At 29.4% G+C, this 21738-nt stretch carries 18 protein-coding genes and 1 tRNA gene; 16 read left to right on the top strand and 3 right to left on the bottom strand.

The window, feature by feature from the left end:
• Positions 1–112 precede the first annotated feature (112 nt).
• Genes EGM88_RS09800 through EGM88_RS09815 form a run of 4 tightly spaced genes read left to right on the top strand, consistent with a single transcriptional unit; the run spans position 113 to position 2732 of the window.
• Entirely contained in the window at positions 113–922 is an 810-nt protein-coding gene (locus tag EGM88_RS09800; RefSeq protein WP_123898004.1) for a hypothetical protein, read from the top strand.
• Between the two features lie 38 nt (positions 923–960).
• Positions 961–1575, top strand: a complete 615-nt coding sequence (locus tag EGM88_RS09805; protein WP_123898006.1) for a deoxynucleoside kinase — start codon at positions 961–963, stop codon at positions 1573–1575.
• 43 nt (positions 1576–1618) lie between these two features.
• On the top strand, positions 1619–2443 hold the full coding sequence (locus EGM88_RS09810; RefSeq protein WP_162497566.1) for a phosphatase PAP2 family protein: 825 nt from the start codon (positions 1619–1621) through the stop codon (positions 2441–2443).
• Positions 2444–2489: 46 nt separating this feature from the next.
• On the top strand, positions 2490–2732 hold the full coding sequence (locus EGM88_RS09815; protein ID WP_123898010.1) for a hypothetical protein: 243 nt from the start codon (positions 2490–2492) through the stop codon (positions 2730–2732).
• A gap of 57 nt (positions 2733–2789) precedes the next feature.
• Here EGM88_RS09815 and EGM88_RS09820 read toward each other — a convergent pair whose 3' ends face one another.
• The gene (locus EGM88_RS09820; RefSeq protein WP_123898012.1) at positions 2790–3239 is read right to left on the bottom strand and encodes a nucleoside deaminase; all 450 of its coding nucleotides are present in this window, start codon (positions 3237–3239) and stop codon (positions 2790–2792) included.
• 76 nt (positions 3240–3315) lie between these two features.
• Here EGM88_RS09820 and dxs point away from each other — a divergent pair, with 76 nt between their 5' ends.
• Together dxs and EGM88_RS09830 are read left to right on the top strand one after the other, a co-directional pair.
• Positions 3316–5094, top strand: a complete 1779-nt coding sequence (gene dxs, locus EGM88_RS09825; RefSeq protein WP_123898014.1) for a 1-deoxy-D-xylulose-5-phosphate synthase — start codon at positions 3316–3318, stop codon at positions 5092–5094.
• Positions 5095–5147: 53 nt separating this feature from the next.
• Complete coding sequence (locus tag EGM88_RS09830) at positions 5148–6524, top strand: DUF3078 domain-containing protein (protein WP_123898016.1); 1377 nt, start codon at positions 5148–5150, stop codon at positions 6522–6524.
• Between the two features lie 36 nt (positions 6525–6560).
• Here EGM88_RS09830 and EGM88_RS09835 read toward each other — a convergent pair whose 3' ends face one another.
• The gene (locus EGM88_RS09835; protein WP_123898019.1) at positions 6561–7898 is read right to left on the bottom strand and encodes a deoxyguanosinetriphosphate triphosphohydrolase; all 1338 of its coding nucleotides are present in this window, start codon (positions 7896–7898) and stop codon (positions 6561–6563) included.
• 204 nt (positions 7899–8102) lie between these two features.
• A tRNA-Phe gene (locus EGM88_RS09840) sits at positions 8103–8175 on the bottom strand.
• A gap of 101 nt (positions 8176–8276) precedes the next feature.
• On the opposite strand from EGM88_RS09840, the gene EGM88_RS09845 reads away from it, so the two are divergent.
• From EGM88_RS09845 to EGM88_RS09890, 10 genes are all read left to right on the top strand, one after another.
• On the top strand, positions 8277–8996 hold the full coding sequence (locus EGM88_RS09845; RefSeq protein ID WP_123898021.1) for a type III pantothenate kinase: 720 nt from the start codon (positions 8277–8279) through the stop codon (positions 8994–8996).
• Complete coding sequence (locus EGM88_RS09850; protein WP_123898023.1) at positions 8993–10261, top strand: hypothetical protein; 1269 nt, start codon at positions 8993–8995, stop codon at positions 10259–10261. Before EGM88_RS09845 ends, EGM88_RS09850 begins: the two co-directional genes overlap by 4 nt.
• Before the next feature lie 45 nt (positions 10262–10306).
• Positions 10307–11674, top strand: a complete 1368-nt coding sequence (locus EGM88_RS09855) for a tetratricopeptide repeat protein (protein WP_123898025.1) — start codon at positions 10307–10309, stop codon at positions 11672–11674.
• A gap of 256 nt (positions 11675–11930) precedes the next feature.
• Complete coding sequence (gene lptC / locus EGM88_RS09860) at positions 11931–12521, top strand: LPS export ABC transporter periplasmic protein LptC (protein WP_123898027.1); 591 nt, start codon at positions 11931–11933, stop codon at positions 12519–12521.
• A gap of 146 nt (positions 12522–12667) precedes the next feature.
• Positions 12668–12889 carry a hypothetical protein gene (locus EGM88_RS09865; protein WP_123898029.1) on the top strand — a complete coding sequence of 74 codons (222 nt, stop codon included), beginning with the start codon at positions 12668–12670 and terminating at the stop codon, positions 12887–12889.
• 8 nt (positions 12890–12897) lie between these two features.
• Positions 12898–14157: a hemolysin family protein gene (locus EGM88_RS09870; RefSeq protein WP_123898031.1), complete on the top strand. Its 1260-nt coding sequence runs from the start codon at positions 12898–12900 to the stop codon at positions 14155–14157.
• A gap of 153 nt (positions 14158–14310) precedes the next feature.
• A complete protein-coding gene (locus tag EGM88_RS09875; protein WP_123898033.1) occupies positions 14311–16452 on the top strand; it encodes a peptidylprolyl isomerase in 2142 nt (713 codons plus the stop codon).
• 136 nt (positions 16453–16588) lie between these two features.
• A complete protein-coding gene (locus EGM88_RS09880) occupies positions 16589–17953 on the top strand; it encodes an OmpA family protein (RefSeq protein ID WP_123898035.1) in 1365 nt (454 codons plus the stop codon).
• Between the two features lie 134 nt (positions 17954–18087).
• Positions 18088–20820 carry a PD-(D/E)XK nuclease family protein gene (locus EGM88_RS09885; protein WP_123898037.1) on the top strand — a complete coding sequence of 911 codons (2733 nt, stop codon included), beginning with the start codon at positions 18088–18090 and terminating at the stop codon, positions 20818–20820.
• On the top strand, positions 20817–21659 hold the full coding sequence (locus EGM88_RS09890; protein WP_123898039.1) for an alpha/beta hydrolase family protein: 843 nt from the start codon (positions 20817–20819) through the stop codon (positions 21657–21659). The genes EGM88_RS09885 and EGM88_RS09890 overlap by 4 nt, the downstream gene beginning before the upstream one ends.
• Positions 21660–21738 lie beyond the last annotated feature (79 nt).

The following is a 21738-nucleotide window of genomic DNA, read 5'->3' on the forward strand; positions in this document are numbered from 1 at the left end:
TTAAAATTATTAATTTGTTAAATTAAAGGTAATTAGTAGTCATTATTCAAAATAAACTTTAAAAGTTCTATATAAGTTATAATTGATTATTTTTACGGTAAATTAGGTTTTAATGAAATGTTTACCATTAATTTTTTTCTTTAGTATTTGTTCTTTGGTTAAAGGGCAACAAATAGACTCAATTATTAAAACTTCTTTTGTAAGTAAAATTGAATTAGATGCAGATCAATTTATTGGCGTTGATGAGTTTGATAATATCTACTATATAAAAGAAAATACTTTTTATAAAAAAAGTGACAAAGAAAAAACATCTTATACCAATACGCAATTTGGTACAATAACCGCTGTAGATATTAAAAACCCTTTTAAAATAGTACTTTTTTATGGTGATTTTAACACTGTAATTTTATTGGATAATAATCTAAATGAATTGTCTAATAAAATAGATTTTAATGAGGTTTTATTTTCAAAGAACATTGCATTAGTATCAGGTTCTTCTGACAATAATTTATGGATATTTAGTTCAGATGATAATAAATTATATCGTTACGATTATAATAGAAATAGAATAGTTTCAAGTTCAGCACCTGTAAATTTTCGAGAAAGTGATTTTATACCTAACCGTATGGTTGCTAGTTATAAAACATGTTGGTTAATTCATGAAAATGTTGCATTAGAGTATGATGCATACTCAAATTTTAAAAAGCGTATTGTTTTAAATGAATTTCAATTATTTAACTGGTTTTATGATAGTTATTATTGGGTAAAAGATGGGGAGTTGTTTAAAAGTAATTTAATAGAAGGTGTGTTTAAAATAACATTTAATAATTCAATTACAATAGAATCTTTTTATGTTTTAAACAATGAAATATATATATTTGATGACGAAAAAAAAGTTGTGTATAAAACAGCTAAAATTTAAGTATCTTTAAAAACTTTTATTAAACTAAAAATAACAGCATGCACGTTGCCATTGCCGGAAATATAGGAGCAGGAAAAACTACTTTAACAAAATTATTAGCAAAACATTACAAATGGATACCACATTTTGAGTCTGTTGAAGAAAATCCATATTTAGATGATTTTTATTCTGAAATGGAGCGGTGGTCATTTAATCTTCAAATCTTCTTTTTAAATAGTAGATTTCGTCAGATATTAGAGATACACGAAAGTGGTAAAAATATTATTCAAGATCGTACTATTTATGAAGATGCCCATATTTTTGCTCCAAACCTACATGCTATGGGCTTAATGACTAATCGAGATTTTACAAATTATGCCACATTATTTGAGTTGATGGAGAAATTAGTTTCGCCACCAGACTTGTTAATTTATTTACGTGCAAGTATTCAAACTTTAGTAGGTCAAATACATAAACGAGGAAGAGAATATGAAAACTCAATTAGTATAGATTATTTAAGTAGATTGAACGAACGTTATGAAGCTTGGATATCTACTTATACTAAAGGAAAGTTACTAATAGTAGATATAGATAATTTAAATATTGTTGATAATCCAGAAGATTTAGGTTTTATTATTGATAAAATTGACGCTCAATTACACGGGTTATTTTAATATAAATGACGAAAATAAAATAACAATGTGTATTAATTCAAAAATGAGATTTTTTTTAATACTATTTTTTTTTTCAACATTAATTTATTCGCAAACGGATAGTACTTCTAATAAGAACAATAGAATTTGGGAAGATTTAAAATACGATGGTAATGTTGCTTTTAAAGGGTTAGTAAATTCTTATAAACAACCTCTAAGTTGGAAAAAAGACGATTTTTTAACTGCCGGAGGAATACTTGTGGGTACAGGGTTGATGTACTTGGCAGATAATGAAGTTAATGGTTTTTTTGTAAAACAAGATAAACATATACCGCATTTAGTAAAGCAAGTTGGTTTTTATGGAGGGAAACCCCAAACTTTTTTTTTAGTTTCTGCGGGAGTTTATGGATTTGGTCTTTTAACAGATAATGAAAAAATTAGGCGTACAGGAGTTTTGATAATTACATCTGCTGCAGCTTCTGGTATTCTTCAATCCTTTTCAAAAAACATTGCAGGTAGAGCAAGACCATCTAATGGAGACCATAATGATTTTAAACCTTTTAATGGCAATGCGGGTTTTCATTCTTTTCCTTCTGGTCATGCAATGTTGTCATTTTCTATGGCACACGCTGTAGCAAAACAATTTGATAATTTTTGGGTTAAAGCTGGTATTTATGGAGTAGGTTCTATTGTGCCAATATCAAGATTATGGGCAAATGCTCATTGGGTAAGTGATGTAGGATTAGGAATGGTGATAAGTATTGTTTTTGTAGATGGAGTTGATAATTTTATGAATAAAAAGAATTACTATCCTTCGAATAAACAAACTAAAATTAGTTGGAAATTAAAAGCAGGGTTAGGTACCATTGGTGTTGTTGGTACTTTTTAATAAGATTTGATATCTTTGATGGAATACAATCTATAATTGTCAGTTAATGAAAACTCTTTTAAAAATATTATTTATTCTTTTCCTTGTTGGTTTAACAGTTGGAGGTTATTTGAAATATCAAAATCAGCCTGAAGGAGAAATTGTTATTGGACTTTCAATATTGTTTTTATCTTTTATTTTAATGCCTCTATTTATTTTTTATCGTTTTAAAAACGGAAAATATAAAAAGTATGTAGTAGACCCTAAGAGTAAAAATCCTTTTAAAATTGATAATGAAAATTTAAAATAGGTTGTACAAACAACAAATAACTTCTTTTTACATTTTTCAATGTACTTTATGATACGCTTAGTTCAAATTTCTTTTTTCTATAAAAAAGCGTTTAATAATTTCACTACATTCAAACTCTAAAATACCACCAATTACTTTGGTTTTAGGGTGTAACTGTGTATTGTAATGCTTAAAACCTCGATGTTCATCTCTTGCACCATACACAATTTTACCAATTTGAGTCCAGTAACTAGCTCCCGCACACATTTGGCAAGGCTCTAGCGTAACATAAAGTGTACAGTCTCTTAAATATTTTCCGCCTAAATAGTCTGAAGCAGCAGTAAAAGCTTGCATCTCTGCATGAGCAGTAACATCATTTAAAGTTTCTGTAAGGTTATGAGCTCTGGCAATAATTTGATTTTTAATAACAATTACGGCACCTATTGGTACTTCATTTTTATCAAATGCTGTTTCAGCTTCTTGCAAAGCACGTTTCATAAAATAGGTATCATCAAAAGGATTAATCATTGTATTAATTTTTGGTAAAAGTACAATTTCGCTTGATAATATTAACAAAATCAAAAGCAACTCGTACATTTGTCATATGTCAAAAAGTTTATTGCAACATATATCAACTCCAAAAGAGTTACGTAAGCTCTCTAAAGAACAATTACCTAAGTTGGCAAAAGAGTTACGCGAGTTTATTATTAATATAGTTGCAACTAAAGAAGGACATTTAGGAGCAAGTCTAGGTGTGGTCGAACTTACTATAGCATTACATTATGTTTTTGATACGCCAAATGATTTATTGGTTTGGGATGTTGGTCATCAAGCCTATGGACATAAAATTTTAACTGGAAGAAAAGACGTTTTTGAAACCAATAGGCAATTTGGAGGCATTTCTGGATTTCCAAAACGTAGTGAAAGTGAATATGATGCTTTTGGAGTAGGTCATTCTTCTACTTCAATTTCTGCAACGTTAGGCATGGCAATTGCGTCAAGACTTAATGGAGACGTTAATAAACAACATATAGCTGTTATTGGTGATGCAAGTATAGCTAGTGGTATGGCTTTTGAAGCTTTAAATCATGTTGGCGTTAGTAAGGCAAATATTTTAATAATATTAAATGACAATGCCATGGGTATTGACCCCAGTGTAGGTGCTCTAAAAAATTATTTAACCAATATTAAACACAATAAAAGGGTTAGAAAACATAATATAATTAAGGCTTTTAATATTGACTATTCTGGTCCTATTGATGGGCATGATTTACCTGCGTTATTATTCGAGTTAGAACGATTAAAAACAGTTAAAGGACCAAAATTTTTACACATAATTACTACTAAAGGAAAAGGACTTAAAAAGGCAGAAGAAGATCAGGTAAAATATCATGCTCCAGGAAAATTTAATGCAAAAACAGGAGAACTTATTGCCAAGTCAAATCTAGACCAACAACCACCAAAATATCAAGATGTGTTTGGGTATACATTAGTTGAATTGGCTAAGAAAAATAAAAAAATTGTAGGTATTACTCCTGCAATGCCAACAGGCAGCTCTCTTAAATTTATGTTAGAAGAAATTCCTGAGAGAGCGTTTGATGTAGGCATAGCAGAACAGCATGCCGTTACATTGGCAGCAGGAATGGCCACACAAGGATTAATTCCTTTTTGTAATATTTATTCTACCTTTTTGCAACGAGCCTATGATCAGGTAATTCATGATGTAGCTTTGCAAAAGCTTCCAGTTATTTTTTGTTTAGATAGAGCTGGTTTAGTAGGAGAAGATGGAGCTACACATCAAGGTGTTTTTGATTTAGCTTATTTGCGTTGTATCCCTAATTTAATAATTTTTGCTCCTCGTAATGAAAAAGAATTACGCAATATTATGTACACTGCACAATTGGGGTTAGAAAGACCAATAGCTATTAGATACCCAAGAGGAATTGGTACTACACAAAATTGGAAACAGCCATTTTCGCCAATTGAAATTGGAAAAGGTGAAACTATAAAAGAAGGTTCAAAAATTGCAGTGTTAAGTATCGGAACTATAGGTAATAGAGTTGTTGAAGCGTATTCTGATATTGAAAATTTAGATGAGATTGCCCATTTTAATATGCGATTTTTAAAACCCTTAGATGAAGACTTACTTCATAAAATTTTTAAAAAATATAACACTATTATTACTGTTGAGGATGGCACAATTATTGGTGGATTTGGTTCTGCGATATTAGAATTTTCTCAAAAACATGGGTATATGAATAAAAAAATTAAAAATTTAGGTATTCCAGACAAATTTATAGAGCATGGTAAAACCAATCTATTATTTAACAGTATTGGTTTGTCAATAGATAATCTTAAAAAAACACTATCTTTGCGAACTTAGTTTTTCATTCAAGTACTAAACCAAGCAATTTTAACGTTTTGAAATTTTTAAGTTTGAAAAATAAGACCACCTTAATTCTATTAGCACTTTTTTTTTCGTTAAGTGTTTTTTCACAAATAGACAGTACCAAAATAGATATTATTAATAGTATTAGTAATATTGACTCTACAAGAACTTCTGGTTCTGTAAAAAAAGTGTTAGATATGTTTTTATCTGATACTATTAGTCCTGTTCAACCTCGAGATACAATTAAAAGATTTCAGCTAAATGATACTTTAGATGTTGTTATACAACTTGATTCTGTAGGGAACTATATTAAAATAGATTCAGTTAGAAGATTAACTAAGCTTGATTCGTTAAGAATTAAAATGGAGTCTTTATTAAAGCCATTCTATACTATTGAATTTGACTCTTTAAAGAATGATTATGTTTTTAAAGAACGTTACAGAATGACTGTAAATCATTTAACTAACGATACTATTTATGTCCCTTTACCCAAAGAGAATAGTTATATAGCTCCAATAAAAAACTTGGTTATTGATACTTTAAAAGTAGTTAATCCTATTAAAGTTACAAAAATTAGAAGAAGAAAATATGCAAATGATCCAATTTGGTGGGAAAAGAAAAATAGTATAGGGTTAGATTTAAGTGAGGCTGCATTTGTTAATTGGAGTGCTGGTGGTAATAACTCTATTTCTGGATTGTTAAAAATTGATTTAGTAAGGCTTTATAAGAAATTACACTTACTGTGGAATAATGAGCTTTATATGCGATATGGATTAAATTCGCAGGAAGATAGAGAGTTGAGAAAAACAGAAGATAGATTTGAGTTTAAATCAGTTTTTGGTTATAGGCGAGACACGGTTTCGAATTGGTTTTACTCAATGCAGTTTAATTTTAAAACGCAATTTACAAACGGATATTCATATCCAAATACAGATAGTCCTATTTCAAGAATGTTTGCCCCTGCTTATATATTTCTTGGAGCAGGTTCGCATTATGAAATTAAACAACAGAAATTCTCTTTATACCTTTCTCCAATAACACTAAAATCAACGTTAGTTTTTGATGAAGATTTATCCAACAGTGGTGCTTTTGGAGTTGAAGCCGGACGAAAATCAAGAAATGAATTTGGTTTTTTATTAGAAAGTGAATGGAATAAAGAAATTGCTAAAAATGTAAAAATGTCAAATGATCTCAGTTTGTATACTGATTATTTGAATAATTTTGGAAATATTGATATAGATTATGATTTAACTTTTGCTTTTAAAATTAATAGGTTTTTAAGTGCAAGTATTGGAGGGCAATTAATTTATGATGATGATGTGAAGTATAAAGAAGATATTAATAATGATGGTACCTTAGAAACCCTTGGTCCAAGAGTTCAATTTAAACAATCTTTAAATATTGGATTTTTATACAAATTTTAAAAACGTATATACTTTGCAGGCTCTTTAGTTGTGAAATTATATTTCTATTCCTTTTAGTTTTTTATGTAATAGAATTGCAGATCCGTCTGACATGCTAGCAATAAAGCTACAAATAGAAAGAATTCTATCATATAAATTATCGTTTATATTTTTGTATTTTTCTGGTAATAAACTCATTATTAATTCGTCGTAGCTACTTGGAGTTTGTAAAAATGTATTATTAATAGCTGTAATAAATACATCTAATAAGTCGGCTAATACTTTGTAACCAGAAATTTCTTTTTCAATAACTTCTTTACTTCTATATATTTTATTGATACTTATTTTTATAATATCATTTATCTGAGCTTCATATTTACATTTTTCTAATAAAGAAATTTGATATTGTCCAGCGAGTATTTTCTCTTCGTTTTCTAAAAAGACTTTAGCAGCTTCATTAATTAAGTTGCCAATTGCTAAGGCACGTAAGTAACTTATTCTATCTCGTTTTGTGGTTAATTGATGATATTTTTCAGTGTTTATAGTATCTTTTACCAAGTTTATTAAATACTCTAATGCAAATTCTTCTTCAATCCATCCTAAGTTTATACCGTCTTCAAAATCAATAATAGTATAACAGATATCATCAGCGGCTTCCACTAAAAACGCTAAAGGATGTCTTAAATAAGAAACATCATTTTTTCTATTTTTTTCTAAATTTAGAGATTTAGCAATATCTAAAAACGTTGCTTTGTCAGATTGAAAAAAACCATATTTTTTATCTACTATGTTAGATGTTGGTTTTTTAGGTAAAGATTCTTTTGGATATTTCATAAAGGCTCCTAAAGTAGCATAAGATAATCGTAATCCACCTTCAATACCTTTTCTTGTTTCTGTTAAAATTTTGAACCCGTTGGCATTACCTTCAAAGTCAATTAAATCTTGCCACTGTTTCTCAGATAATTCATTTTTATATTTTAATCCTTTACCGGATTTAAAATATTCTCCAATCGCTTTTTCTCCACTATGTCCAAAAGGAGGATTTCCAATATCATGAGCCAAACAGGCACTAGCTACAATTGCTCCAAAATCGTTAATTTGATATCCCAATTTTTTTAAATTCGGATATTTTTCTAAAATGGCTTTGCCAACAATTCTACCTAAAGATCGACCGACTACAGATACTTCTAAACTATGTGTTAACCGTGTATGTACAAAATCTGTATTTGAAAGGGGAATTACTTGAGTTTTGTCTTGTAAACTTCTAAATGAATCAGAAAAAATAATACGATCGTAGTCCACTTCAAAACCTACTCTTGTTTCGTTTTGTGTTTTACGTTCTCTAGGTTGTGTGTCACCATATTTTTTTAAAGAAAGTAATTGCTCCCAGTTCATATTTGTATTAAATTTTTATGAAGTGCAAGTTACATTTTTTAAGTCTATTTTATACTTAATTAGTCTTTTCATAAAAAATAAGTGCCTTAAAAGATATCATAAATCTACTAAAATAGTATGTATAAAAGGAGTATTATTTGAGTATCAGACCAAAATAAGGAAAGTTGTAAAATCAAAAAACCCAAGTAAAACTTGGGTTTTTTGTGGTGCCTCCAGGAATCGAACCAGGGACACAAGGATTTTCAGTCCTTTGCTCTACCAACTGAGCTAAGGCACCATTGCTCAAATGCGGATGCAAATATAAATTTAAATTTTTTCTAAATCAAAACAATTTCATAAAAAATCTATTTGTATTTTTACATTCTCATAAAAATGTAAATGAATTTAATAATTGATATTGGAAATACTAGAACGAAACTGGCTGTTTTTAAGGGAGATGAGTTGTTAAATAGTTTAGTTTCTGATCATGTAGATATTGAATCAAATATTGAAAAATTATACAATACTTATCAATTAAAAAATTGCATTTTAGCCTCAGTTACTAAATTTTCACCAAATATTGATAAGTATAAGTTCAATATTATTGTTAAATTAAGTCATCAAACTAAGGTTCCTTTTATAAATAATTATAAAACACCTAGTACATTGGGTGTAGATAGAGTTGCTTTGGCTAGTGCTGCTGCTTATCAATATCCAAATAATAATGTATTGATAATTGATTCAGGTACATGCATTACATATGATTTTATAAATAATAAAAATGAGTATCTCGGTGGAGCTATTTCACCAGGATTGCACTTGAGATATAAATCATTACATGAATTTACATCTAAATTACCATTACTAGAACAGGCAGAATATAAATTAATAGGAAATGATACCAATAGCTCAATCCATTCAGGTGTTTTAAATGGTTTTGTACAAGAAATAGACGGTGTTATTTCGCAATATCAACAAAAATATCCAAATTTAACAGTAGTTTTAACAGGAGGAGACACAAATTTCTTGGCTAAAAAATTAAAAAGTAGCATATTTGCCATTCCAAGTTTTTTATTGGAAGGACTTAACAGCATATTGATATACAATCTAAACGAATGATTAAGAAACTTATAGGATTATCACTTATCCTTTTATCAGTTCAAAGCTTTGCTCAAAAAAATAATTCTTCACCATATTCTTTTTTTGGTATTGGCGAAGAGACTTCACAAAAAACAGTTGAAGAAATGAGTATGGGACAAATAGGGGCAGCATTTAATAGTTCATATCAATTGACTTTTACAAATCCTGCAGCATTAGCTCACCTTCAATTTACAGCCTATACAATTGCAGGAGAAAACAAATCCATTCAAATTAATGATGGTGATAATAAGGCAAGTTCCTCAACGGCATCTCTTTCATATTTTGCTCTAGCAATGCCTATTGGTCAAAAAGCAGGTTTTTCCTTTGGTTTACAGCCTAATACTACTGTTGGTTATTCGCTTTCTGAAGAATTTTATACTACTGAAGGAGAACTTAATGAAATTAACTATTTTAATGGAAGTGGTGGTACTAACAGGGTGTTTTTGGGGCTAGGATATAGTGTAGTTAAAAATTTCAGCATTGGTCTTGAAGCTGCTTATGTTTTTGGATCTATTGAAAATACATTGTTAAATAGACGAAATGAAGTGCAATTAGCAACAATGCATAGAACTAATTCTGAGTTAAGCGGTTTTACTGCTAAAGCAGGATTACAATACAATGCTAAAATTTCGGATAAATTACTTTTAAAAAGTGGAGCTGTTTTTCAGTTAGAAAATAACTTATCAGATGATGGTGATGAAGTTTTATTTTCCTTGTTAAATACAGGTGATGGAACAATTAGTCCTAGAGATACTTTATTTAGTAAATCATTCAGCGGCGAAGTGAAAAAGCCTTTAAATACAATATTAAGTGTTGGTTTAGGAGAAGAAGGTAAGTGGTATGCTGGGGTTGAGTATAGTTTTCAAGATGCAATTGAATTTACTGAAGGCGTACTCTCTAATTCTGCTGGTGTAAGCTATGATAAAAAGAATAGAGTTTCTGTTGGAGGATATTATATTCCAAATATAAGCACTCTTTCAAGTTACTGGAAACGAATTACTTATAGGGCGGGGTTTACTGTTAAACAGACAGGGTTAGTTATAAATAATGATAAAGTTAATGATCTTGGCATGTCTTTTGGAGTAGGGTTACCAATAGGTAGACAATTATCTAATTTAAACCTTGGTTTTGAATTTGGTAAAAGAGGAAAGACAAAAAATTCGCTTATTAAAGAAAATTATTTTAACTTTCGCCTCGGTTTAACCCTTAATGACAAGTGGTTTAACAAAACATTTATACAATAGTTTGTGAAACTTTGAAATGATTTATGAATATTAATATCTTTTAAAATGGAAAGAAAAGTTACAAAATTAATTTTAAGCTTATTGCTGGTAGTGGGATTAGGCAATGTTTATGCACAAGACGACAAGTATGGTGCCGAACCTGATAAATGTAAGCAGAATTTATCTCTTTTTCACGAAAGTGTAAAAGCAGGTAATTATGATGGAGCTTATGATATGTGGAAATGGTGTTATGATAACTGCCCAAAGGCTTCGCTGTATATTTATGTTGATGGCTTAAAAATAGCCGAAAATATGTACGAAAAAGGTGCAGATAAAGCTGCAGCAGGTAAATTAATTGACGAAATTTATACAAAACGATTACAGAATTTTCCAAAAAATTCAGCTAAAGTATATAGTGACTGGGCAATTTCTTTACAAGAAAGAGGAGCATCTAACGATGCTGTTTTTGAAAAACTTGAAGCGGCTTTTAAAGAAAATCCAGCTGAGATGAGTATCAAAAATTTAGCACTTTATTTTAAAGAAGTTACAGAAAGAAATAAAGATACTGATCCGCAAAAAGTATTTGATACTTATGATGATGTACTAGATGGTGTAAATGCTAAAATGGATAGATTAACTGTTGAGCTAGATAAATTAAATGAAAAGGATTCTTTAGGGCAACAATTAACTTCTAGAGAAAAAATTAAACAAAAAAATAATGCGATTAATCTTAGAGGATTAAGTCAAGTTGAACCAATTTTAGATCAAACACTTGGAGAAGTTGCTACTTGCGAAAGATTAATTCCATTATATAATAAAAGTTTTGAAGCTAATAAAAATGATGCAAAATGGTTAAAAAGAGCAGTTTCTAGAATGTATCATAAAGAATGTACTGAAGATGATCTTTATCCTAAAATGGTTGAAGCTTGGGTGCATGCAGAGCCTTCAGCTAATGCCTATGTTTTCTATGCAGGTATCTTAGAAGATAGAGGTGAGTCTGCTAAAGCATTAGAATATAAAAACAAAGCAATAGATTTAGAAACAGATCCGTTTAAAAAAGCCAAATTATTGTTAGGTATAGCAAGTCAGTATAGATATAGCAACAAATCTTTGGCAAGAAGTTTCGCATACAAAGCTATAAAAGAAAGACCTAGTTACGGAGATGCTTACTTGTTTATTGCAGGATTATATGGTAGTAGTGCGAACAGTTGCGGTACCAATGAATTTGAGAAAAGAATGGTGTATGTAGCAGCAGCTAATATGGCAGCTAAAGCAAAATCTGTAGATCCTGGTATTGCTACAAAGGCAAAAAGATCTATGAATGGTTATTTAAAACATGTACCTTCGACCAAATTAATTTTTAATGAAGGTAAAAAATCTGGAACTCCTTATAAAATTGGATGTTGGATTAATACAACCGTTAGAATTCCATAGCGTTATAGAAATATAAAATATTAAAAAAAGCACCTTGAGCAATTAATTGCTCAAGGTGCTTTTTTTAATTGATACTTTATCTAAAAGCTGTATACAACTGTTAGTATTATTAATAAGACGAAAAATAAGAGATATTTATTAAAAATTAATTGTTTGATTAATGAAATCGCTGTGTATTACCCTTACATGAATTAAAATAATAAAGTCTTTTAAATTTCCTTGATTTCAGAACGTTAATATTCCGTAAATTTGTAACATGATTAAGTATATATATCAAGTTGTAAAGTATTTTACTTCTATTACATTAGTAACATTACTTTTTTCGTGTGGTAATGATATTAAAGAAGTACAAGATTTTTTAGCTGAAAAAAATATGCCTATTGGTGTGGCTTATGATGTTCATTTAATTCATACCGATTCAGGTAGGGTTAAAACAAAACTTGTAACTCCTTTAGTTAATGATTTTGGAAATAGAACTGAACATCCATATCAAGAGTTTCCTGAAGGGTTAGAGGTAACTAGTTATGATATAAATGGAGATTCTGTTACATTAATGGGTAATTATGCCAAAACATACACGAAAACTAAAATTTCTGAAGTAAAAGGAGATGTTGTGGTAATTAATCATAAAGACAAAAGTAGATTATATACAGATCAACTTTTCTGGGATCAGAATACACATTATGTTTATACTGAAAAAGCATTTAGGTTTTACAGAAAATTAGATACGTTAAAAGGTTCGGGGTTTGAGTCTAAAGAAGATTTAACAAAAGTAATTACCTATAATCAAGGAGGAGTAGTGTATGTAAAAGAAAATAACATAATAGAATCTGACACCTTAAAGTAGCAGAAATATGTTATTTAGAGATAACAAAAAAGCTTAAAAAAACGTTTAAAAAAAAGTAAAATCCTTTCGCATTTTTAAAAGGGCTCTTATAAGGTATATGAACCTTAAAAAAAGCAAAGTGGATTTAGGAGCAATAATATAAAACAATGAAAAAATTAAAACTCTTTTTTGAATTTGGATATTTGATAATAGGTATAGTTTTATTAGTTGATGGAATTTATAGGTTCAATCAACCTGGAGAAAGAAATAATTCATATTTTTTAATTGCTTTTTCTGTGCTAGCTGTATTTATGTTCTTTTTTAAAAGACATTTTAGAAGAAAATTTGAAGCTAGAAATAGTCAAAATAAAAATAATCAAACTAAATAAGCTGTAATTTGGAGCTGCAAATTGTTATTATAATCCTTTCAATATTAATGTCCGCATTCTTTTCCGGAATGGAAATTGCTTTTGTTTCGGCAAATAAAATGCACATTGAATTAGAAAAAAAGAAAGATTCTTTTTTATCTAGGGTGTTGACAAAGTTAACAGAGAATCCTTCTAAGTTTATTACCACAATGTTGGTGGGTAATAATATAACTCTAGTAATATATGGTTACTTTATGGGTGAATTATTAATGCCTTATCTTTTGCCATATTTGTACAACGATTTTGTTATTTTACTAGTACAAACTCTTATTTCTACATTAATAATATTGGTAAGTGCAGAGTTTATTCCAAAAGCAATTTTTAGAGTATATGCTAATGAAACACTAAAAATATTTGCCATTCCTGCTTACATATTCTTTTTGCTGTTTTATTTCATTTCTAGTTTTATTATGATGATATCTGATTTTATGCTTCGGGTATTTTTTAAGTCGTCAGAAGATGAAGTACAACTCGCATTTACTAAAGCAGAATTAGGTGATTATATTAGTGAGCAATTAGAAATTTCTGATGAAGAAGTAGATTCTGAAATTCAAATTTTTCAGAATGCACTAGAGTTTCATAATGTTAGAGCTAGAGATGCGATGATTCCCCGAACTGATATTGTTGCAATTGATGTAAATGATAGTATAAAAAACTTAAAAACACTTTTTGTAGAAACTGGGCTCTCAAAAATAATGGTTTATAAAGAATCTTTAGATGATGTTATAGGTTATATTCATGCTTTTGAATTGTTTCAAAATCCTAAAACTATACGTTCAATATTGTTACCAATAGAAACGGTTCCAGAAACAATGATGATTAATAATATTTTAAATGATTTAACTAAAAAGCAAAAAAGTGTAGCTGTAGTTATTGATGAGTATGGTGGTACTTCTGGACTAATAACTATTGAAGATATTATTGAAGAATTGTTTGGAGATATTGAAGATGAGCACGATACTATAGAACTTTTAGAAAAAAAGATTAATGATAGAGAATTTGAATTTTCTGCCCGATTAGAAGTAGATTATATAAATGAAACGTATCACCTAACACTACCAGAAGATGATGCATATGAAACTCTTGGCGGGTTAATTGTAGCTACTACAGAAAACATTCCTCAAAAAAATGAAGTAATAGAAATTGATAATTATCAATTCACAATTCTTGAAGTTTCTTCATCAAAAATTGAGCATGTTTATGTTAAACGAGTATTTAAAGAAGACTAGCAACCTTGGTTATATCAAATAATTTAGCTTTTTACTTCATCAATCTTTTAATTTTTTTGTATTTTCGCGGACTGAATTTAAATTAACCCTTGTTCTTTTAATTCAGTGCTTTAAGTAATTAAAATCATAATCTAAACATATACATAAATAAAAATGGCAATTTTATCTAAAATTAGAGAGCGTTCATTATTCTTAATTATCATAATTGCATTAGCATTATTCTCTTTTGTAATTGGTGATGTTTTTACTAGAGGTGGATTTGGAAGTCAATCAAATTCAATTGGTGAAGTTAATGGAGAAAACATAGGTCGTGAAGAGTTTGTACAGATGGTAGAACAACAAAAAACATTATCTGGAGGTAGAGGAAGTCAAATGCAATATGTAAATATGGCATGGGAAAATTTGTTGCGTCAAAAAATCTATAAAGCTCAATTAGAAAAATCTGGAGTTACTGTTGGTGAAAAAGATGTTTGGGATGAAATTTTAAAACAACCTTGGGTACAAGAAAATCCTCAATTTAAAAATGAAGTTGGTCTTTTTGATGAAGATAAATTTAAGGAACATATTGCCACTTTAAATGATGCTAAAAATGATGATGAAAGTAGCAGACAAGCTTGGTTAAGTTGGTTAGATTATGAAAGAAATATTAAAAATAGTTTAGAACTAAGAACATATAATAACCTTGTAACAGCCGGATTAGGAGCTACTTTTAAAGAAGGTGAGCGTTATTACATGGCTAACAACACAAAACTTGATTTAGAGTATGTTTATGTGCCTAATACTTTTATTGCAGATAGTTTAGTCTCTGTTACAGATAAAGAAATAGAAGAGTATGTGAAAAATCATCCTAATGATTATAAAGCTGAAGCTTCTCGTGATATTAGTTTTGTAAAATTTGATATTAAGGCATCTCCTGAAGATGAAGCTGAAATAAAAAAAGAAGTAGAAAGCATTATTGAAGATAGAGAAGAATACAGTACAGCGGCTAAAGGTAATGTAAAAATTGAAGGTTTGGCTAATACTGAAGATGTAGAGGACTTTTTTAGAAATAACCCTTCAGATATTCCTTTGGATAATAACTATTATAACAAATCTAAAGTTAGTCCAATATTAGCAGATACTATTTTTAAAATGAATGTTGGTGATGTTTATGGTCCTTATAAAGAGGGTAATTATTACAAGGTTACAAAATTAGTAGCTGTTAAACAATTACCTGATTCAGTTAAAGCTCGTCATATTTTAATTCCGTTTATTGGTTCAACCAATGATCCTTCTGTTATGGAAACAGAAGCTCAGGCTAAAGAAAAAGCAGATAGTCTTTTAACTGTTCTTAAAAAAGATAAATCTCAATTTGCAGAAATTGCAAAAACAATGTCTAGTGATAAAAGTAGTGGAGTAAAAGGAGGAGATTTAGATTGGTTTGTTTACCAAACAATGGTGCCTGAATTTAGAGATTATACTTTTGAAAATAAAGTTGGAGATATGGGAGTAGTAAAATCTCAATTTGGATTCCACATTATAGATATTCAAAATCAAAAAAATATTCAAAAAAATGTTAAACTAGCAACATTTGCAAGAGCTATTGTAGCATCTGATGAAACTGAAAGTAATGTTTATCAAAAAGCAGAAACATTTGCTTCTCAACTAACTGAAGGAAAGGATATTGAAGATTTAGCAAAAGAAGAAGGGTTAACTCTTCAGCCAGTAGTTGGTTTAAAGGCTATGGATGAAAGAGTTTCAAATTTAAGTAATCAAAGACAAATTGTTACTTGGGCTTTTAGTTCTGATACTGATGTAGATGATATAAAACGTTTTGATATTGAAGACGGTTATGTTGTTGCTAAATTAACAGCAAAACACGAAAAAGGATTAAATGTATTAGGTACAGCTAAAGCAACATTAAGAGCTAAATTACTTAATGAGAAGAAAAGTAAATTAATAAAAGAGAAAATGAAGGGTGATAATTTGCAAGATATTGCAAAAGTATTTAATACTACTGTGCAAACTTCTAAAGCGGTATCATTAGGTAGTCCAATATTACCTGGTATTGGAAGAGCTGAAGAAATAGTTGCTGTTTTAGTATATTTAGATGAAAACAAATTATACTCAGGTATAGATACCCGTAACGGTGTTTTTGCGGCAATAATCACTAAGAAAGACAGTCCTAAACCATTAGAAAATTACGCAAGTTCAATAACTGCAGTAAAAAATACAAATAGAACCAAAGCATCTAAAGTTTATAGTGTACTTAAAAAGTTTAGTGATATTGAAGACAATAGAGCTACTTTTTATTAACATTATAATATTGGCAAATATTTAACCAAACATATTACAATTCTAAAAATAATAATGTGAAAAAGTTGCAAATACACTATATTTCGTATATTTGCACAAAATTTAAAAACAGAAACAATAATTTAAATTAATTAAAATGAAACATTTAAGAAAAGTTTTATTCGTAGTTGCTCTTTGTGCTGGAATAAGCATGAATGCACAAGACGAAAACAATCCATGGTCTATAGATATCGGTGCAAATGCAGTTGATTTCTATCCAACAAATCAATCTGGAATGGGTGGATGGTTCGATGAGTTTGTAAACGCTGATGACCATTATAATATTATTCCTTCAATTTCGAGACTAAGAGTTGGTAGATATTTAGGCAGTGGTTTTTCTTTAGGTTTAGCAGGTTCGTTAAACAAAATTGAAAAAGTAGGAGATAATTCTGTAAGTGACTTATCTTATATTGGTGCAGATTTAGATGTTAGATATGCATTAAATAACCTTTGGGGTGGTAAAAAATGGTTTGATCCATATGTACACTTTGGTGGAGGTTATCAATTTATAGATGACAATAGTGCTGGAACTGCTAATGGAGGTATTGGTGTTAACTTTTGGTTTAATGACTTTATTGGTATTAATGTACAAACTGCTTACAAACATTCATTTGATGAAGATAATGTAATGCCTCATTTCCAACATGCTGCTGGATTATCAATCAGATTTGGTGGAAAAGATACTGATGGTGACGGTGTTTATGATAAAGATGATGAGTGTCCAGAAGTTTTCGGTTTAGAAGCTTTCAACGGTTGTCCTGATACTGACGGTGACGGAATAAAAGATTCTGATGATGCTTGTCCTGAAGTTGCTGGTTTAGCTGCTTTAAATGGTTGTCCTGATGCTGATGGTGACGGTGTTGCTGATAAAGATGACCAATGTCCAAATGATGCTGGTACAGCTGCTAATAACGGTTGTCCTGATGCTGATGGTGACGGTGTATATGACAAAGATGATGAGTGTAAAGATGTTGCTGGTCCAAAAGAAAATAAAGGTTGTCCTTGGCCAGATTCTGATAACGATGGTGTTTTTGACAAAGATGATAACTGTCCAAACGAAGCAGGACCTGCTTCTAACCAAGGTTGTCCAGAAAAAGTAATTACTGTTGAAGCTAAAAAACAATTAGATGAGTTCGCTAAGAATATTTACTTCAATACAGGTAGATCTTCTTTCCAACCAGGTGTTGCTGAAAAATTAGACCTTATTGCTGATATTATGAAAGAATATAAAGATTCTAACTTCCATATCGAAGGTCATACTGATAGTTCAGGTTCTGATAAATTAAATCAAAAATTATCTGAAGAAAGAGCTAAAGCTGTAATGGATTATTTATTAGGAAAAGGTATCGCTGCTGATAGATTAACTTCTAAAGGTTACGGTGAATCTAGACCAATTTCTTCTAATAATACAAGAAGAGGTAGAGCTGAAAACAGAAGAGTTGATATTAAATTAGCTAACTAATATATAGTTAAACTAATTAACCATATTAAAGCCATCTCGAATAAACGAGATGGCTTTTTTTTATGAAATAGAATTTTATCTATATGCAAATATGTTACATCTGTTCTTTGTAACTTTGTGTTAAATACTATTTTATGCAAAGCTTTTTAATTGATGTTGTAAAAGATGTTTTTAATAAAAATTCTAATCCTGAACAGTTAACTTTTGTATTGCCTAGTAAAAGGGCAGGTATTTTTTTAAAAAACATTATTAAAGTAGAATTATCTAGTACTACTATTCTTCCTAAAGTAATAAGTATTGAAGAGTTTATAGAAAATCTATCCAATATTAGTGCTATTGACAGCACTACGCTTTTATTTGAATTTTACACCATCTATAAAAAGTTAACTCCAAAAGACGCAGTAGACTCTTTTGAAAACTTTATCAAATGGGCACCACTTTTGTTACAAGATTTTAACGAAATAGATAGGCATTTGGTTGATGCCAATTACCTTTTTTCTTACCTAACAGATATTAAAAGACTTGAAACACTACTTAAAGGAGAAGAAATAACCGATTTAATCTCTAAACAAGTAAAGTTTTATGAAAATTTCGAAACCTATTATACTGCTCTTTATACACATTTGTTAAAAAACAAAGTAGGCTATCAAGGCATGCAATATAGAGAAGCTGTAGCCAATATTCAGTTGTATATTAATAATACTACAGACAACATTGTTTTAGTAGGTTTTAATGCATTGAATGAAGCCGAAGAAACCATCTTTCAAGATTTACTAGATAATGAGTTGGCCACCGTTTATTGGGATATTGATGCGTATTACATAAAAAATAATCCACAAGTAGCAACGTTTATAACTAAGTATAAAACCAAATGGAATTATTTTAATACTAATACTTTTAAATGGGCTACAAACAACTTTTTAGAAAAAAAGAATATTACCATTATTGGAACGCCTAAAGATATTTCTCAACTAAAATATGCCGGAGAAATTTTGAAAGATATAGCCAATGAAACCCAAAATTTTTCTGATACCGCTCTTGTTTTATCTGAAGAATCGTTGTTATCGGCAACCTTAAATTCTTTGCCTAGTGAAGTAGCAAATGTAAATATTACCATGGGTTATGAGCTTAAAAATATTCCTTTAGGTACTATTTTTGAATATTTATTTAAACTTCAAATTCATCAAAAAAACGGAGCTTTTTATTATAAAGAATTATTAGCTCTATTAAATCATCCTCAATTCAAGGCATTTTTTAAAGATGCTACGAGTATTGATGGTTTGTTACATAGTATTGCTAAAAACAACTTTACTTATATTACTAAAAATGCCTTGCTAAGGCTATCAGATTTTGATAAAACATTTAGTACACTTTCTTTTCTTTTTGAGAATTGGGAAAACGATTCGTTTTTAGCCATAAAAAATTGTATTCGTTTTATTGAATTGATTAAGGAAGATACGCATTTAAGTAAACTTGAAAAAGAATATTTATTCCGCTTTTATACCATTTTTAAAGAGTTACTTAACCTGAATCAAAAATTTGGGCATATTCAAGATATTAAAACCTTAACTATATTTTACAATCAGTTGCTAAAGACTGAAAAATTATCTTTTAAAGGAGAGCCATTAGTAGGATTACAAATTATGGGTGTTTTAGAAACTCGTGTGCTCGATTTTAAAAACATTATTATTACTTCAGTAAATGAGGGTATTTTGCCTGCCGGGAAATCTGATAATTCATTTATACCTTTTGATGTAAAAAGAGAAGTTGGTATACCAACATATAAAGAAAAGGATGCCATATTTGCATATCACTTTTTTAGACTAATACAACGGGCAGAAAATGTTTATGCTCTTTATAATACTGAGGCAGACAGTTATGGTTCTGGAGAGCAAAGCCGCTTTTTAACACAATTGGAAATTTTTAAACAAGACGAAATTAAAAAAATAGTAGTTGGTCCGGAGGTTACCAAAACTAATATAAACCTTAAAGAAATTCCTAAAAACGAATTTGTAAATAATGAGCTGAAACAGTTGGCTGAAAAAGGATTCTCACCATCCACATTAACCAATTATATTCTAAATCCTTTAGAATTTTACAATCAAAAAATCCTTAAAATTAGAGAAATTGATGAAGTGGAAGAAACAATAGCGTCAAATACGTTAGGAACCATCATTCATAAAACCTTAGAAGCTTTTTATAAGCCTTATATTGATCGAATTTTAACTGAGCAGGCATTAATTGAGATGAAAGCAAATGTAGCCTCAGAAGTTAAAAAATGGTTTACAGAAGTGTACCGAAACGGAAATATAGCAACAGGTAAAAATTTATTGGTATATAATGTTGCCCAACAGTTTGTGCGTAATTTTTTAAATCAAGAGTTGCATCTTGTAAAACAAGGCAATTCGATTAAAATTTTAGCTTTAGAGAAAAAATTAGACTTAAAAATAAACGTTGAAGGAATTGATTTTCCTATTCAATTAATTGGTGAAGCAGATAGAATTGATGAGCTTAATGGAACCAAAAGAATAATTGATTACAAAACGGGAAAGGTTACACAAACAGATTTAAATATTAAAGATTGGACCTTAATTACCAAAGATTATAAGCATTACAGTAAAGCTTTTCAAGTACTTTTTTATGCCTTATTGTATGCTGAATCAAACCATTTAAATTTAAATAACCAACCTTTAGAAAGTGGTATTATATCATTTAAAAATTTAAAATCAGGATTTTTAAAAGTAAATAAGTCGCTAGTAACTCAAGAAGATATTGACAATTTTAAAACGGAGTTAGATCATCTTTTATTAGAAATTTTTGATGTTAACACTCCTATAATAGAAAAAGAATCACCATTTATATTATGACAATCAAAAGGAATATTCAACTCGTAGGCAAGCACCAAAAACCCATATTAACAGATGTTTTTTATCAAGAAAACAATGACTCAAAACCAATAGTAATTTTTGCTCATGGCTATAAAGGATTTAAAGATTGGGGCTGTTGGGATTTAGTAGCAGAAAAATTTGCCAAAAACAACATCTTTTTTATAAAGTTTAATTTTTCACATAATGGAGGTACGGTAGAGCAACCAATTGATTTTCCGGATTTAGAGGCATTTGGTCAAAATAATTTTATAAAAGAATTAGATGATTTAGAATCGGTTATTGATTGGATTTCAGATGAAAATACCTATACAAATGAAGTGGACATTTCTAATATTACTTTAATAGGACACTCTAGAGGGGGCGGTATTGTAACCATTAAAGCCTATGAAGATAGTCGCATTACCAAAGTAATTACTTGGGCTGGAGTTTCTGATTATGGATCTCGCTTTCCAACAGGTGAACTTCTAGAAATGTGGAAAAAACAGGGTGTTTCTTATATCGAAAATTCCAGAACCAAACAACAATTGCCACATTATTATCAATTTTATGAGAATTTTTTAGAAAATAAAAAAAGGTTGTATATTAAAACCGCAGTAGAGAATTTAAAAATTCCATATTTGATTATCCATGGAACCAATGACGAAACTGTCCCATTAAATGAAGCAGAAAATTTAAATTCTTGGTGTAAAACTAGTGAATTGTATTTGGTTAAAAATGCTAATCATACGTTTGGAGGTAAACATCCTTGGGAAGAAAAATTGTTACCAACACATCTTCTTGAAATAGTTGATAAATCAAACGTTTTCGTAAAAATTTAAGGAAAATTTAGTTTAAATCATATGATAAATATCATGATTATTACTTGTTTCCTGATTTATCTTTGTACATGAATTAAGA

Source organism: Aureibaculum marinum (assembly GCF_003813905.1).
GTDB classification, from domain to species: domain Bacteria; phylum Bacteroidota; class Bacteroidia; order Flavobacteriales; family Flavobacteriaceae; genus Aureibaculum; species Aureibaculum marinum.

What these genes read in the sequence shown, in the direction of transcription:
- EGM88_RS09800 (WP_123898004.1), top strand. Translation starts at nt 113, where the DNA reads ATGAAATGTTTACCATTAATTTTTTTCTTTAGTATTTGTTCTTTGGTT.
- EGM88_RS09805 (WP_123898006.1), top strand. Translation starts at nt 961, where the DNA reads ATGCACGTTGCCATTGCCGGAAATATAGGAGCAGGAAAAACTACTTTA.
- EGM88_RS09810 (WP_162497566.1), top strand. Translation starts at nt 1,619, where the DNA reads ATGAGATTTTTTTTAATACTATTTTTTTTTTCAACATTAATTTATTCG.
- EGM88_RS09815 (WP_123898010.1), top strand. Translation starts at nt 2,490, where the DNA reads ATGAAAACTCTTTTAAAAATATTATTTATTCTTTTCCTTGTTGGTTTA.
- EGM88_RS09820 (WP_123898012.1), bottom strand. Translation starts at nt 3,239, where the DNA reads ATGATTAATCCTTTTGATGATACCTATTTTATGAAACGTGCTTTGCAA.
- dxs (WP_123898014.1), top strand. Translation starts at nt 3,316, where the DNA reads ATGTCAAAAAGTTTATTGCAACATATATCAACTCCAAAAGAGTTACGT.
- EGM88_RS09835 (WP_123898019.1), bottom strand. Translation starts at nt 7,898, where the DNA reads ATGAACTGGGAGCAATTACTTTCTTTAAAAAAATATGGTGACACACAA.
- EGM88_RS09845 (WP_123898021.1), top strand. Translation starts at nt 8,277, where the DNA reads ATGAATTTAATAATTGATATTGGAAATACTAGAACGAAACTGGCTGTT.
- EGM88_RS09850 (WP_123898023.1), top strand. Translation starts at nt 8,993, where the DNA reads ATGATTAAGAAACTTATAGGATTATCACTTATCCTTTTATCAGTTCAA.
- EGM88_RS09855 (WP_123898025.1), top strand. Translation starts at nt 10,307, where the DNA reads ATGGAAAGAAAAGTTACAAAATTAATTTTAAGCTTATTGCTGGTAGTG.
- lptC (WP_123898027.1), top strand. Translation starts at nt 11,931, where the DNA reads ATGATTAAGTATATATATCAAGTTGTAAAGTATTTTACTTCTATTACA.
- EGM88_RS09865 (WP_123898029.1), top strand. Translation starts at nt 12,668, where the DNA reads ATGAAAAAATTAAAACTCTTTTTTGAATTTGGATATTTGATAATAGGT.
- EGM88_RS09875 (WP_123898033.1), top strand. Translation starts at nt 14,311, where the DNA reads ATGGCAATTTTATCTAAAATTAGAGAGCGTTCATTATTCTTAATTATC.
- EGM88_RS09880 (WP_123898035.1), top strand. Translation starts at nt 16,589, where the DNA reads ATGAAACATTTAAGAAAAGTTTTATTCGTAGTTGCTCTTTGTGCTGGA.
- EGM88_RS09885 (WP_123898037.1), top strand. Translation starts at nt 18,088, where the DNA reads ATGCAAAGCTTTTTAATTGATGTTGTAAAAGATGTTTTTAATAAAAAT.
- EGM88_RS09890 (WP_123898039.1), top strand. Translation starts at nt 20,817, where the DNA reads ATGACAATCAAAAGGAATATTCAACTCGTAGGCAAGCACCAAAAACCC.